16 protein-coding genes are annotated in these 12746 nt (G+C 67.8%); 8 read left to right on the top strand and 8 right to left on the bottom strand.

The features are described from left to right. Nucleotides 1-116 precede the first annotated feature (116 nt). Nucleotides 117-1202 (bottom strand): ATP-dependent 6-phosphofructokinase, encoded by a 1086-nt coding sequence (locus M2351_RS04140; protein WP_264654878.1) that lies wholly within the window; start codon nt 1200-1202, stop codon nt 117-119. 203 nt (nt 1203-1405) lie between these two features. On the opposite strand from M2351_RS04140, the gene M2351_RS04135 reads away from it, so the two are divergent. Then, complete coding sequence (locus M2351_RS04135; RefSeq protein ID WP_264654877.1) at nt 1406-1606, top strand: YdcH family protein; 201 nt, start codon at nt 1406-1408, stop codon at nt 1604-1606. 24 nt (nt 1607-1630) lie between these two features. On the opposite strand, the gene M2351_RS04130 is transcribed toward M2351_RS04135, so the two are convergent. Beyond that, nucleotides 1631-2605, bottom strand: a complete 975-nt coding sequence (locus M2351_RS04130; RefSeq protein WP_264654876.1) for a DUF6328 family protein — start codon at nt 2603-2605, stop codon at nt 1631-1633. Between the two features lie 216 nt (nt 2606-2821). On the opposite strand from M2351_RS04130, the gene purE reads away from it, so the two are divergent. From purE to M2351_RS04110, 4 genes are all read left to right on the top strand, one after another. After that, the gene (gene purE, locus M2351_RS04125) at nt 2822-3289 is read left to right on the top strand and encodes a 5-(carboxyamino)imidazole ribonucleotide mutase (RefSeq protein ID WP_264656834.1); all 468 of its coding nucleotides are present in this window, start codon (nt 2822-2824) and stop codon (nt 3287-3289) included. A 17-nt stretch (nt 3290-3306) separates the two neighbouring features. Further along, nucleotides 3307-4389 carry a 5-(carboxyamino)imidazole ribonucleotide synthase gene (locus M2351_RS04120; RefSeq protein ID WP_264654875.1) on the top strand — a complete coding sequence of 361 codons (1083 nt, stop codon included), beginning with the start codon at nt 3307-3309 and terminating at the stop codon, nt 4387-4389. A gap of 90 nt (nt 4390-4479) precedes the next feature. After that, entirely contained in the window at nt 4480-5529 is a 1050-nt protein-coding gene (locus M2351_RS04115; protein ID WP_264654874.1) for an alkaline phosphatase D family protein, read from the top strand. A 170-nt stretch (nt 5530-5699) separates the two neighbouring features. Further along, the gene (locus tag M2351_RS04110) at nt 5700-7445 is read left to right on the top strand and encodes a sensor domain-containing phosphodiesterase (RefSeq protein ID WP_264654873.1); all 1746 of its coding nucleotides are present in this window, start codon (nt 5700-5702) and stop codon (nt 7443-7445) included. A gap of 67 nt (nt 7446-7512) precedes the next feature. On the opposite strand, the gene M2351_RS04105 is transcribed toward M2351_RS04110, so the two are convergent. The 4 genes from M2351_RS04105 to fumC all read right to left on the bottom strand — a co-directional run bounded on the left by M2351_RS04105 (nt 7513) and on the right by fumC (nt 10311). Then, entirely contained in the window at nt 7513-7686 is a 174-nt protein-coding gene (locus tag M2351_RS04105; RefSeq protein WP_264654872.1) for a hypothetical protein, read from the bottom strand. A gap of 143 nt (nt 7687-7829) precedes the next feature. Then, on the bottom strand, nt 7830-8555 hold the full coding sequence (locus M2351_RS04100) for a DUF599 domain-containing protein (protein ID WP_264654871.1): 726 nt from the start codon (nt 8553-8555) through the stop codon (nt 7830-7832). 91 nt (nt 8556-8646) lie between these two features. Further along, nucleotides 8647-8850: a ribbon-helix-helix domain-containing protein gene (locus M2351_RS04095; RefSeq protein ID WP_264654870.1), complete on the bottom strand. Its 204-nt coding sequence runs from the start codon at nt 8848-8850 to the stop codon at nt 8647-8649. Nucleotides 8851-8910: 60 nt separating this feature from the next. Next, nucleotides 8911-10311 (bottom strand): class II fumarate hydratase, encoded by a 1401-nt coding sequence (gene fumC / locus M2351_RS04090; protein ID WP_264654869.1) that lies wholly within the window; start codon nt 10309-10311, stop codon nt 8911-8913. A gap of 197 nt (nt 10312-10508) precedes the next feature. On the opposite strand from fumC, the gene M2351_RS04085 reads away from it, so the two are divergent. From M2351_RS04085 to M2351_RS04075, 3 genes are all read left to right on the top strand, one after another. After that, nucleotides 10509-10754 (top strand): hypothetical protein, encoded by a 246-nt coding sequence (locus tag M2351_RS04085; protein WP_264654868.1) that lies wholly within the window; start codon nt 10509-10511, stop codon nt 10752-10754. 122 nt (nt 10755-10876) lie between these two features. Then, nucleotides 10877-11284: a hypothetical protein gene (locus M2351_RS04080; protein ID WP_264654867.1), complete on the top strand. Its 408-nt coding sequence runs from the start codon at nt 10877-10879 to the stop codon at nt 11282-11284. A 162-nt stretch (nt 11285-11446) separates the two neighbouring features. Then, nucleotides 11447-11662 carry a hypothetical protein gene (locus M2351_RS04075; protein WP_264654866.1) on the top strand — a complete coding sequence of 72 codons (216 nt, stop codon included), beginning with the start codon at nt 11447-11449 and terminating at the stop codon, nt 11660-11662. Between the two features lie 79 nt (nt 11663-11741). Here the strand turns inward: M2351_RS04075 and M2351_RS04070 are convergent, their stop codons facing one another. Together M2351_RS04070 and M2351_RS04065 are read right to left on the bottom strand one after the other, a co-directional pair. Continuing rightward, entirely contained in the window at nt 11742-12230 is a 489-nt protein-coding gene (locus tag M2351_RS04070) for a GNAT family N-acetyltransferase (protein ID WP_264654865.1), read from the bottom strand. Nucleotides 12231-12291: 61 nt separating this feature from the next. Then, complete coding sequence (locus tag M2351_RS04065) at nt 12292-12735, bottom strand: CoxG family protein (protein WP_264654864.1); 444 nt, start codon at nt 12733-12735, stop codon at nt 12292-12294. Nucleotides 12736-12746 lie beyond the last annotated feature (11 nt).

The raw sequence follows: 12746 nt of genomic DNA, 5'->3' as shown, positions 1-12746 counted from the left end.
GGTGCAAGTTGTCGTGATGGTATGAGGATTCACCACAGAGACACGGAGGCACAGAGAAACCACGCCCTCTGTGTCTCCGTGCCTCTGTGGTGAAAATACCCTCCGATTCCTAGGACTCAGTCGCCCAGGCTGATGCCCAGGCCGCGGGCGGTCTTGACCAGGGCGCCGTCCAGTTCGACTTCGGCATAACGCGCGATGGCCTCGGTGATCGGCACGTCGATCACGCCGCGGTTGGCCCAGGCGACCATGCGGTCGAACTTGCCCTCCGCGATCAGGTCCACGGCGTGCACGCCGAAGGCCGACGCCACCAGACGGTCGCGCGGGCTGGGCATGCTGCCGCGCTGGACGTGGCCCAGCACGGTGACGCGGGTTTCCGCCCCGGTCGCGTCGGCGATCTTCTCGCCGATGTAGTCGCCGATGCCGCCGTAGCGCTTCTGCCCGCCCTGGAGCAGCTTCTGCACGCCGGTGCCTTCCACGGTCTTCACCGCCTCCGACACCACGACGAGCGCGAAGTTGCGGCCGGTGGAGCGCACCTGCTTGATCTTCGCGGCGATCTTCTCGATCGAGTAGCTGATTTCCGGGATCAGGATCACGTCGGCGCCGCCGGCGATCCCGGCCGCCAGCGCGATGTGGCCGGCGTCGCGGCCCATCACCTCCAGCACCATGACGCGGGCGTGGCTGGCCGCGGTCGGCTGGAGCCGGTCCAGCGCCTCCACCGCCACGCCGACGGCGGTGTCGTAGCCGACCGACACCTCGGTCAGGCCCAGGTCGTTGTCGATGGTCTTCGGGATGCCGACCATCTTCAGCCCGCCCTTCTGGGCCAGCTTGTGCAGGATGGCGAAGCTGCCGTCGCCGCCGATGCCGATCAGCGCGTCCAGCCCCAGTTCCCGGTAGCCGCCGATGATCTCGTCGGAGCGGTCCTTCAGCGAGCCGTCGGCCATGGGATAGGCGAAGGGATCGCCCCGGTTGGTGGTGCCGAGGATCGTGCCGCCCATGCGCATCATGTTGCCGTCCACCTGCGGCAGGTCGAGCACCTGGTACTGCACCGGGCGCTGCAACAGCCCCTGCGTGCCCTCCTTGATGCCCAGGACCTGCCAGCCGTAGGTCAGGACGGCCCGGTGGACCACGGCGCGGATCACCGCGTTCAGCCCGGCGCAGTCGCCGCCGCTGGTGAGAATGCCGATGCGCTTGCCAGCTGTCATGGATCCCTGTCCCGTTTCGCCTGGATCTGCTTCGTCTGGTAGTCTTACCAGAACGATGTTCCACCGCAATCGTTCTGGGGGCGACCGGATATTACATTACGAAGACCGGATGATAACCTGCGCAGGGGAAGCAGGTTTCGCCGTGCCGCGTCTCATCAAATCTGGTATAGTCCCGCCCGCTTAGCCAGCGGGCATCCGGGCGCATGAACGAACAAGAGATGTTGAAGGAAAAATTGGCGACGCTTCGCAGCGAGCATCGCGATCTCGACGACGTGATCGCGCGCCTGCACGAACGTGCGCCGTTCGACCAGCTTCAGATGCAGCGCCTGAAGAAGCGCAAGCTTGCCCTGAAGGACCAGATTGCGCTTCTGGAAAGCCGCCTGCTGCCAGACATCATCGCGTAAGGGGCATCATCGCCTGCCTCCCCCTCAGCGCCGGGCGAGCAACGGCACGGCGAACCACAGCACCGCGAACATCGCCAGCAGGACGGCCGCACCCGCGAGCGCCAGCCCCTCCGAATGGCCGACAAGCGCCAGCACCACGTAGAAATCCCCGGCCATCCCCAGCGCCAGTGGCACCATCGCCGTGATCAGCGCGTTCACGCCGAACCGGTTGACCCGCGCGGTCATCCGGCCGCCAGCCGCGATCCGGTGGAACGGGGCCGGCGCCATCAGCAGGACCACCGCCAGCGCCATGGCGCACAGCGAACCGAGATGGACGAGCTTCAGCGGCTCCGCCATGCGTTCGAAGCTGTCGGTCAGCATGGCCGTGAATTGGAAGCCGAGCAGGGCCTGCGCGCCCGGCAGCACGACGCGCAGCTCCGTCAGCATGTGCTCGATCCGGTCCTTCAGGGACGTGTCGTCGTCGGGCATCCTGTCTTCCTCAGGCTTGGGCTGGCGGCCGAGCATCCCGGCGGCGTACCACAGGGCCAGCGCCGCGGCCGTGGCGGCACCGCCCAGCGTCCCCGCCCCGGCCGGGCCGAGCAGCCGTTCGGACACCGTGTAGAGATCCAGCCCGATGGCCACCGCGAAGGGCGCCAGGGCCACGGCCATCAGCCGGGAGACGTGGCTTTGCAGGCGCCGCGTGTCGCGTCCGCGCTCCGCGATGCGGTGGAAGGGCGCGGACGACATCACCAGCGCCACGACCAGCAGCATCCCGGCCAGCGACCCGACGATCAGCCACTTCGCCCCCTCCGACAGCCGTTCGAAGCCGGGGTGGAACACGGCGTTGTACTGGAAGCCGACCAGAACCTGCGCGCCCAGCACCAGCATCCGCGCCTCGTTCAGGACGTCCTGCACCTTGTCCTGGCGTGAGAGCGGCTGTTCTTGGTGATTTTCCGGGGGCTGCTCTTGGGGCCGTTCCTGCCGCTTCATCGCGATGTCGGCGGCCGGCGAACCATCCATGCGGGGTCTCTCCGTCATGAAACCGTCATGGATATGCAACGCGGAACGACGGGTGCGGGTTTCCCGGCGCAAAAGCGGATGAACGGCAGGGCGTTTCCACGCGTCTCTCTGGACTCCCGTCGCGCGCTTTCTATAATGCGCCGCTTTCCAGACCCTGAGGGAAAGCGAGCCGCCGTGTCTGACGAGTCCGTAGCCAAGCCGCTGGTCGGCATCATCATGGGCAGCCAGTCCGACTGGACCACCATGAAGCATGCGGCCGATACGCTGTCGGCGCTCGGCGTGCCGCATGAGGTCCGCATCGTCTCCGCCCACCGCACGCCGCAGCGGCTCGTCGAATACGCGTCCACCGCGCGGGAGCGCGGGTTGAAGGTCGTCATCGCCGGGGCCGGCGGGGCCGCCCACCTGCCGGGCATGGCTGCGGCCATGACCCCCCTGCCCGTCTTCGGCGTCCCAGTCGAAAGCCACGCGCTGAAGGGCATGGACAGCCTGCTGTCGATCGTGCAGATGCCCGGCGGCGTTCCGGTCGGCACCCTGGCGATCGGCAAGGCCGGCGCCATCAACGCGGCGCTGCTGGCCGGCTCGGTCATCGCACTGATGGACCCGGCGGTGGCCGAGGCGCTGGACGCTTGGCGCGCCCGGCAGACCGCCGCCGTCGCCGACATCCCCGTCGACACCCCCGCTTGAACCGGTGATTGGCTGACATGTCCCACCGCACGCTGCCCCCCGGTTCCACCATCGGCATGTTGGGCGACGGCCAGCTGGGCCGCATGACCGCGCTGGCCGCGGCCCGGCTCGGCTACAAGGTCCACGTCTACGCCCCGGACGCGGAGGGCAGCCCCTGCGCCCAGGTGTCCGCCGCCGTGACCTCCGCCCGCTGGGACGACCTGGACGCGCTGGAGGCCTTCGCCCGCGCCGTCGACGTCGTGACGCTGGAGTGGGAAAACGTCCCCGTCGCCGTGGTCGAGCATCTCGGCCGCTTCGCCCCCGTGCATCCCGGCGGCAACGTCCTGTCGGTGGCGCAGGACCGGGTGGCGGAAAAATCCTTCGTCAACAATCTCGGCATCGCCACCGCCCCCTGGCGCGCGGCGAACAGCGCCGAGGAGGTGGCCAAGGCCGTCGCCGAGGTCGGCCCGCGCTGCATCCTGAAGTCCAACCGCCTGGGCTACGACGGCAAGGGACAGGCCCGCATTGAGCCCGGCATCGACCCGGCGGATGCCTGGGCCGCCATCCGCGCCGACGCCGGCATCGTCGAGGGCTTCGTGACCTTCGCCTGCGAGGTGTCGGTGATCGTCGCCCGCGGGCTGGACGGCGCCATGGCCGCCTACCCCGCCGTGGAGAACCGGCACAAGAACGGCATCCTCGACAAGACGCTCGCCCCCGCTCGCATGTCCGCCGAGACCGCCGCGGAGGCTGAGCGTGTCGCCCGCCGCATCGCGGAGGCGCTGGACCTCGTCGGCGTGCTGGCGGTGGAGATGTTCGTGACGCCGGACGGTGCCGTGCTGGTCAACGAGATGGCACCCCGCCCGCACAACTCCGGCCATTGGACCATGGACGCCTGCCACAGCGACCAGTTCGAGCAGCTGGTCCGCGCCGTCTGCGGCCTGCCGCTGGGCTCCGTCGATCGCGTGGCCGACGCCGAGATGGAGAACCTGATCGGCGACGACGTGCTGCGCTGGCCGGAGCTGCTGGCCGAGCCCGGCGCCCGCCTGCACCTCTACGGCAAGGCGGAAGCCCGCCCCGGCCGCAAGATGGGCCACGTGACGCGCCTGTTCCCGCGGGGGTGAGGCGGGTAGCGCCAGGAGTTGGGCCCCCACAAGTTGTCGCGTTGGGCCCCACGAGTTTTCGTGTTGGGCCCCCACCGTCCCCGAGGCACCATGCGCGCCTTGCTCGCCGCCGCCTTCATCCTCCTCGCGAACCTCGCGCTGGCCGGGCCGCCGTTGCCGGACGGGTCGTTGACGCGGATCGCCCTCGGGTCCTGCGCCGACCAGGAGAAGCCGCAACCGATCTGGAGCGCGGTGCTGGACTACCGGCCGGAGCTGTTCGTCTTCGCCGGCGACAACGTCTACGGCGACTCGAAGAGTCCTGATCTTGCGGAGCTGAGGGCCGCCTACGCCAAGGCCGCCACGATCGAGGGCTACCAACGGCTGCGCGACACCGTCCCGGTCATGGCGACCTGGGACGACCACGACATGGGGAAGAACGACGCCGGGGCCGACTACCCGTTCCGGGCCGAGTCGCAGCGGCTGTTCGCCGATTTCTGGAACCTGCCGCCCGACGATCCGCGCCGCCACCGCGACGGCGTGTACGACGCCCGCAGCTTCGGCCCGCCCGGCCGGCGCGTGCAGATGATCCTGCTGGACACCCGCAGCTTCCGCTCCCCCCTGCGCCGCACCGACGAGCACGGCGCCGTAGGCAAGGAACGTTATCTGCCCGACCCCGACCCGTCGCGGACCATGCTGGGCGACACGCAGTGGCGCTGGCTGGAGGAGCGGTTGCGCGAGCCGGCCGACCTGCGGCTGATCGTGTCCTCCGTCCAGGTCGTGGCCGATGGCCATGGGTGGGAGCGCTGGGGCAACTTCCCCGGCGAGCGCCAGCGGCTGTACGACCTGATCCACAACACCGGCGCCGCGGGCGTGGTGCTGCTGTCGGGCGACCGCCATTTCGGCGCGCTCTACCGCGAAACCAGCGGAGTCCCCTACCCGCTGACCGAGTTGACCTCCAGCGGCATCAACCGCACCACCCCACGCAAGAACGCCGCAAAGGAACCCGGCCCGAACCGGCTGGGCGAACGCTACACCGAGGTCAACTTCGGGACGGTGGACATCGACTGGAGTGCTGGCACGGTCATGCTGTCGGTGGTCGGTCAGGACGGGATGCGGCAGCGCGTGGAAAGCCTGCGGCTGGCGGATCTGAGGGTGCGATGATTCGGCGCGGACCCGCGGATTTGTCTCTAAATCTCTGAAAATCCACACATGTATGTATTGTTTGTTTTGCACAAATGATTCTTTGGTCCTTTTTCTGAACGCGGAGGCGCGTTACTCTTCACGCACGAAAGTTTAGGAATCCGATTCTTTTTGTACCGATTTCGGGGCCGATGCCGCACCTCGCGCACCAACCGCCCAGGCGACCGACAGGGGCGCCCACCTCGGCGCCCAACGCGACGGCGACGGTATCCGTCCGCCGCACAGCCTCGCATCGGGAGCGGGACCGCTTCGTCGGCTTCGCCTTCGCCGCGGCCGACCTGCTGATCGAGACGGACACCAAGGGCGTCATCCAGTTCTGCGCCGGCGCGCGCTGCCGCCTGACCACCGGCGACGTCGCCGGGCTGGTGGGCTCCAGCCTTCTGGATCTGGTGGCGCCGAGCGACCGGAAATACATCAACGTCCTGCTGAAGCGCATCCAGGACAAGGCGCGCATCAAGCCCGCCCGCGTCGTCTTCCAGGGCTGCGACGGGCAGCGCTTCACCGCGCTGCTCGGCGGCTGCCGGCTCGATTCCTGCCCTGGGTCGTTGTTTCTGACCATCCTGCTGTCCTCCGGCCCGCGCGCCACGCAGGAGGCGCTGACGGTCGCCGGGCAGCTGCTGGACGGCCACGCCTTCGGCAACATCCTGGAGGAGCGGATCATCCGCGCCCGGGAAAAGGGGCTGGACCACGGGCTGACGCTGCTTCTGGTGGAAGGGCTGCAGTCCATGGTGGACGCCCTGCCGGAGGGCGCGGCGGACGAGGTCAAGCAGGGGATCGACGCCTATCTGCGGGCCATCTCCGCCGATGGCGACAGCGCCGGCCGGCTGGCCACCGACCGTTACGGCATCGTGCACGCCAGCGACATCGACGGGCAGGAGGTGCAGAGCCACATCGCCCAGATCATCCACAACGCCGGCGGGGAGCTGCCCGGCGGCATCCGGACCTGGTCGCTGGACGTCGGCGACGAGAAGCTGGATGCCGCCGACGCCGCCCGCGCGCTGGTCTACACGGTGCAGGCCTTCGCCTCCGCCCAGGGCGGCGACTTCACCATTTCCAGCCTGGAGGACGGCGCCAAGCGCATGCTGTCTGACGCGGTGGACCGCATCGGCCGGCTGCGCGCGACCATCGAGAAACGCGACTTCTTCGTCGTCTACCAGCCCATCGTCGACATCCAGACGCAGGCCGTCCACCATCTGGAGGCGCTGACGCGGGTAGAGGGTATGCCGTCACCCGCCGACTTCATCACCTTCGCCGAGGATGTCGGGCTGATCTACGACTTTGACCTGCTGCTGACGCAGTCGGTGCTGGACACCATGCAGACGTACCGGAAGGAGCCAACCCTGCCGGACGTCGCCATCAACCTGTCCGCCAAGACGCTGATGAGCCCGATCTTCCTGCGCCAGTTCCAGGCGGTGACGGAGCCCTACGGCGATCTGGCGCGCAAGCTGCTGGTCGAGGTGACGGAGACGGTGGTGGTCACCGACATCGCGCGGCTGAACGAGGTGTTGCAGAAGCTGCGGACCGCCGGCTTCCGCATTTGCCTGGACGACGTCGGCGCCGGGTCGACCTCCTTCCAGTCGCTTTACGGCATCCAGGCGGACTTCGCCAAGATCGACGGGCAGTTCGTGCGCGGCGCGGTGGACAACGCCCGCGACATGGCCATGCTGCGGTCCATGGTGGACGTTTGCCGGCAGCTCGGCCTCGGCCTGATCGGGGAACAGGTCGAAGGGCCGGAGCACGCGGAGCTTCTGACCGAACTCGGGGTGTCGCTGGCGCAGGGCTACCTGTACAGCCGCCCGTCGCGCGACTTCGCCTATTTCGCCAAGGACTGGTCGAAGATGGGCGGCAAGGGCGGAAAGATCCTCTGGAAGAGCTGACCGCGGCGCGGCCGGCTTTCAGAGGGCAAGCTTCCGTGCGCAACGATTAACGCGCCGGGGCGTCCGATCACACCAGCTCGTGCGCGGTGTCCAGGTGGCGGCGCGCCTCTTCGAGGAGTTCGCGGTTGCGGGTCAGGAACTCCCGGCTTGCGCCGGCCCCGCCGTGCAAGCGGATTTCACCCAGGATGCGCTCCGCCTCGTCCAGCGTGTTCAAGACGGAAACCGCGGTGTCGATGTCCATGGCCGAAACTCCCAACCTGTGCTGCGGCGCACACAAAACCGTTCGCGCTATGACAAAAGCATTAATGCGCAGCGCAGCATAGAGGATAGAACGTCGCAGGTTGAGAGTTTTTATCTCATATTCTCGCCAAATGAGAGCGTTGGTCAGAGGCGAGACTTCTCAAGCGCGTCCGCTTGCACACGAATGACCTTTTCGGTGGCGGAAAATCCCTGGCGCCGGGTGAGGACGATCACGACCGCGGCGCTGCACAGCATGAAAACCCAGGGGCCGAGCATCCAGCCGAGCGCCGCCATTGCGAAGTAATAGGCGCGCATGCCGCCGTTCAGCGCGGTGACGGCCAGCGTCATGGCCTCCGCGATGGTGTCGGCCATGGCGCTGCGCTCCGGCTCCGGCACGGGCGGCAGGGGGGCGGAGCCGATCAGCGCGCAGCAGTAATTGTACTGGCGCAGCGCCCAGGTGAACTTGAAGAAGCCGAAGGTGAAGATCGCCACGAGCAGCAGCATCTTCAACTCGAAGAACTCCCGCGACGTCCGCACGGCGATGGTCAGGTTGCCGATGACGTCGTGCGCGTGCTCCACCGCCCCCAGCGCGCCGACCAGCCCGGCCAGCACCAGCATGTTCGTGCTGGCGAAGAAGGTGCAGCTGTGCATCGTGTGCCCGATCAGCTGCGAATCCATGATGCGGTTGTCGCGGTCGATCATCCGCCGCATCCAGTGCCGCCGCACCAGCTTCAGGTGCTGGTTCACCGCCACACGTGCCGTCAGCAGACGGTCCTGGATCACGGTGAAGCCGATCCAGCAGAGCAGGAACCAGAAGAAGGCGGCGATGTCGGGCAGCGACAGGTCGGACGGCGCGAGGGAAGGAAACACGGGCGGGCACTCGGGCGGAGGGAGAAACCGCAACCGGTTTAGACCCCCACGGCTCCGCCTGTCCAGCGACCGACGGACGCGAACGGCGGCTCTACGCCCTCCCCTGCACGGCGTTCAGGACGAAGACGCGGATGGCGCTGGACAGGTTGCCGGTGCGCGTCGAGTCGATCTCCTCGATCATCGCGTTGACCGAGGTGCCGCGGGCCTGCGCGATGGCCTTCAGCGCCTCCCAGAACTCCTCTTCCAGGGAGACGCTGGTCGGGTGACCGGCAATGAGGACCGAGCGCTTTTTCATGCGGGCATTCTACACGCCCCGTCCCGTTCGGGGACAGGGCGTGTCGACAGGGTGCGACGTTCAGCGCGGCTTGACCATCGCCTCGGGCTTGACCCACTGGTCGAACTGCTCCTCCGTCAGCAGGCCCAGCGCGATGCCGGCCTGCTTCAGGGTGGTGCCTTCCTTGTGGGCCTTCTTGGCGATCTTGGCGGCGTTGTCGTAGCCGATGTGCGGGTTCAGCGCGGTGACCAGCATCAGGCTTTCGTTCAGCAGTTGGTCGATGCGGCTGCGGTTGGCCTCGATGCCGACGACGGCGTTGTCGGTGAAGCTGACGCAGGCGTCGGCCAGCAGGCGGATCGATTGCAGGACGTTGAAGGCGATCACCGGCTTGAACACGTTCAGTTCGAAATGGCCGGTGGCGCCGGCGATGCTGACGGTGGTCTGGTTGCCCATCACCTGGGCGCAGACCATGGTCATCGCCTCCGACTGGGTGGGGTTCACCTTGCCGGGCATGATGGAGGAGCCGGGCTCGTTCTCCGGCAGGGAGATCTCGCCGATGCCGCAGCGCGGGCCGGAGCCCAGCAGGCGGATGTCGTTGGCGATCTTCATCAGCGACACGGCCAGCGTGTTCAGGCTGCCGTGCGCGTCGACCAGCGCGTCGTGGGTGGCCAGCGCTTCGAACTTGTTCTCGGCCGTGACGAAGGGCAGCCCGGTGATGCGCGCCACCTCCTCCGCGAAGGCCTCGGCGAAGCCAGCCTTGGCGTTCAGGCCGGTTCCGACCGCCGTGCCGCCCTGGGCCAGCCGGTAGAGCTGCGGGAGCGACGCCTTCACCCGCTCGATCCCGTAGCGGATCTGCGTGGCGTAGCCGGAGAACTCCTGGCCCAAAGTCAGCGGCGTGGCGTCCTGAAGGTGGGTGCGGCCGATCTTCACGATGTCGCTGAACGCCTCGGCCTTCGCCGAGAGGGCCGCGTGCAGGTGCTCCAGCGCCGGCAGAAGCTCGTGGTGGATCTGCTCGGCGGCGGCGATGTGCATCGCGGTGGGGAAGCTGTCGTTGGACGACTGCCCCATGTTGACGTGGTCGTTGGGGTGGACCGGCTTCTTGGAGCCCATCTCGCCGCCCAGCTTCTCGATGGCGCGGTTGGAGATGACCTCGTTGGCGTTCATGTTCGTCTGGGTGCCCGACCCCGTCTGCCAGACCACCAGCGGGAAATGGTCGGCCAGCGAGCCCTCGATCACCTCCTCCGCCGCCTCCACGATGGCGCGGCCGAGCCGCTCGTCGAGCACGCCCAGCGCCATGTTGGCCTGCGCCGACGCCTTCTTCTGGATGCCCAGCGCGCGCACCAGCGGCGCCGGCATGCGTTCGCCCCCGATGCGGAAGTTCTGCAGGGAGCGTTGGGTCTGCGCCCCCCAATAGCGGTCGGCGGGAACGTCGATGGGGCCGAAGCTGTCGGTCTCGCTGCGCACGCCGGTCTTGCCGGTCATAGCCGTGTCCTCGTGGTTTGGTCGCATGGGGTTGAACCGCCCTTTGGACAGCAAATTTTGACGCGCCGCGCGCTCGGCAAGGGGAACCCGGCGCATTGCTGCCGCGCGACGCTTCCAGGACTCCACATTGTTCTTGTTCTGTTCACTTTGCTGCGCTACGGTTGGCTGAAACGACCGTTTAGCCCCGGGAGAATCGAATGAGCGAGTTCGCGGCGGACCACGTGCGTGCGTTCATTGCCAAGGCGCGCGTCGCCGAGATGAAGGCGCAGGGCTGGCGCATTGTCGGCCCCGGCGAGGAAGGCTCCGTGCTGATGGAAGGACCGCAGTTGGGCGGTGCCCCCGTGCGCATGGCGTCGCTGGTGAACGACCTGTTCGACGAGATGATCGCCCGCGCGCTGGAGCGTGCCGACAGCATGGACGCCGCCATCGCCCGCGCAGCCTGAGCCGCGGCCACGCGCCCTATCCCCACCCCCTCCGGCGCGTCTCCATTCCTGGTATATCGTTTAGACACGAAACCGTTTCGCCGTCCGCGTGTTGACCAGCCGCACGGACGGAAGGAAACGGCATGGATTCCTTGGACACAACGAACGGCGCGCTGACGGGCGAGGATGCCCCGGCCATCGCGGCCGGCTGCGCCCTGCTCGCCACCGCCGGGGATGCCGACGCCTCCGCCCTGCGGGGGCGGCTCCAGGCGCTGCTGCGCGCGGCTCCGCTGCCCGAGGGCGGGTCTGCGCAGGCCCTGCAATGCTTCGACGACCACGTCCGCCACATCCAGGAAAACGCGACGGCCGGCGAGGCCGATGCGATGGGGGTAGCCCGCCAAGCCAAGGGCGACGTTAACGGGGCGAAACGCGTCTTCGGCGCCTGTCTTAACGCCGCCGGAGGCGTCGACGCGCTGTCGCCGGCGCAGGCCGCAAAGGCGCGAAGCCTTTGTGAATCCTTGAATCTCAGCCCGACCCAGTTCGGCTTCTAAAGAAAAGAGGTACTCCTTTGGGGTATAAACCTCATACTTCCCCGAAGCGGAGTATTAACCCTCAAGACACCACCGGGTCCAGGGCCGCGTTAGTAAGTCGTTAACCGGCATCTGGCCAAATACACCCATCACGAACACACAAGTCAAAACGGAGTTTTTCAAATGATCGTCGCCACCACCGCCGAAAAGGTTACCTCCTCCTCTCGCGTCCACATCACCCTGGTCGATGAGTTCATCCAGCTGACGCAGAACAAGATCGACGCCCAGAATGACCCGTTCGTCCGCGAGAGCCTGTACGACCTGCTCGCCACGCTGCGCGAAGAGCGCGCCGGCTACCTGGACCTGCTGAACGCCGCCTCGATGGTGAAGGCGGCCTGATAGGACGTCCGCGGGGTGGCACGATGCCGGGGCGTCTCCGGCCCCGGCACGCGGCCCGACCCAGCGGCTGTATGAATGATTACTCCTCCGCCTGGGCGGCGAGCGCGGCCAGCGCCCCGCCGGTGAGGCGATAGGGAAGCCACTCCTCCATCTGCTTGAACCCGATGCGGTCGTAGAAATCGCGCGCCGGGTTCCAATCCAGGACACTCAGGTCCACCCGCCGGCAGCCCTGCTCCACAGCGCGCTTGGCGACCGCGGTCAGCAACTTGCGGCCCACGCCGAAGCGGCGCGCGTCCGGCGTCACATACAGATCCTCCACGAAGATCCCGGCCCGCCCTTCCCAGGTCGAATAGTTGCGGAAGCACAGGGCGAAGCCGACCGGCGCGCCGTCCAGTTCCGCGATCAACGCGTCGAACACCGGACGCTCGCCCCAGCCATCGCGCCGGAAATCCTCCTCGGTCGCCTTGACCGCGTCGGGCTCGCGTTCGAACACGGCCAGTTCCTTGACGAAGCGCAGAATGGTGGCGCAGTCGGCCTCGACGGCCGGACGGATGGTCACGGTGGGCATGTGGGCTCCAGGTCAAACGAGGCCGCGACGATAGCGGCCGTTCCGCCCACCGGCAACGGTGTTAAGGCTCCAAAACTTCCGCGGTGAAGCGCTCGAAGAAGCCGCCGATCACCCGGTCGGCCTTGGCCTGGACCAGCTTCACCGCCAGCCGCCCCACCGCACCGCCCAGCGCGGCGGCCAGCGTGTAGGTCAGGTGCGTGTGGCCCTCCACCTCCTCCAGCGTGATGCGCGCCTCCCCCTTCACGGCCCCCGCGAGGCCGCCGCTGCCCTCCGCGTAGAGGATGTAGAAGCGCGGCGCGTCCTCCGGCGACAGGCGCAGGCGCCCGTGGAAGCGCGCCTTCAGCGGCCCCACGGTGGCGCGCACGCGGGCGGCGTAGTCCGTCGGCGACAGGCGGTCGATCTCCTCCAGCACGGGAATGCAGCGTTGCAGGACGACCGGGTCGCAGAGTGCCGCGAACACCCGCTCCCGCTCCGCCGGAATCCGGTACTGGCCGTTCAATTCCATGGGGTCACCTG

Source organism: Azospirillum canadense (assembly GCF_025961225.1).
GTDB lineage: Bacteria > Pseudomonadota > Alphaproteobacteria > Azospirillales > Azospirillaceae > Azospirillum > Azospirillum canadense.
Note: the sequence above shows the minus strand (reverse complement) of the source record. Positions and strands in the feature narration are given on the sequence as shown.

Bases quoted from the DNA above. Each gene is read 5' to 3' on its own strand.
- M2351_RS04105 (WP_264654872.1), bottom strand. From the start codon at position 7,686: ATGGACATCGACACCGCGGTTTCCGTCTTGAACACGCTGGACGAGGCG.
- M2351_RS04070 (WP_264654865.1), bottom strand. From the start codon at position 12,230: ATGCCCACCGTGACCATCCGTCCGGCCGTCGAGGCCGACTGCGCCACC.
- M2351_RS04135 (WP_264654877.1), top strand. From the start codon at position 1,406: ATGAACGAACAAGAGATGTTGAAGGAAAAATTGGCGACGCTTCGCAGC.
- fumC (WP_264654869.1), bottom strand. From the start codon at position 10,311: ATGACCGGCAAGACCGGCGTGCGCAGCGAGACCGACAGCTTCGGCCCC.
- M2351_RS04095 (WP_264654870.1), bottom strand. From the start codon at position 8,850: ATGAAAAAGCGCTCGGTCCTCATTGCCGGTCACCCGACCAGCGTCTCC.
- M2351_RS04115 (WP_264654874.1), top strand. From the start codon at position 4,480: ATGCGCGCCTTGCTCGCCGCCGCCTTCATCCTCCTCGCGAACCTCGCG.
- M2351_RS04130 (WP_264654876.1), bottom strand. From the start codon at position 2,605: ATGGATGGTTCGCCGGCCGCCGACATCGCGATGAAGCGGCAGGAACGG.
- purE (WP_264656834.1), top strand. From the start codon at position 2,822: ATGGGCAGCCAGTCCGACTGGACCACCATGAAGCATGCGGCCGATACG.
- M2351_RS04065 (WP_264654864.1), bottom strand. From the start codon at position 12,735: ATGGAATTGAACGGCCAGTACCGGATTCCGGCGGAGCGGGAGCGGGTG.
- M2351_RS04080 (WP_264654867.1), top strand. From the start codon at position 10,877: ATGGATTCCTTGGACACAACGAACGGCGCGCTGACGGGCGAGGATGCC.
- M2351_RS04085 (WP_264654868.1), top strand. From the start codon at position 10,509: ATGAGCGAGTTCGCGGCGGACCACGTGCGTGCGTTCATTGCCAAGGCG.
- M2351_RS04075 (WP_264654866.1), top strand. From the start codon at position 11,447: ATGATCGTCGCCACCACCGCCGAAAAGGTTACCTCCTCCTCTCGCGTC.
- M2351_RS04110 (WP_264654873.1), top strand. From the start codon at position 5,700: ATGCCGCACCTCGCGCACCAACCGCCCAGGCGACCGACAGGGGCGCCC.
- M2351_RS04120 (WP_264654875.1), top strand. From the start codon at position 3,307: ATGTCCCACCGCACGCTGCCCCCCGGTTCCACCATCGGCATGTTGGGC.
- M2351_RS04140 (WP_264654878.1), bottom strand. From the start codon at position 1,202: ATGACAGCTGGCAAGCGCATCGGCATTCTCACCAGCGGCGGCGACTGC.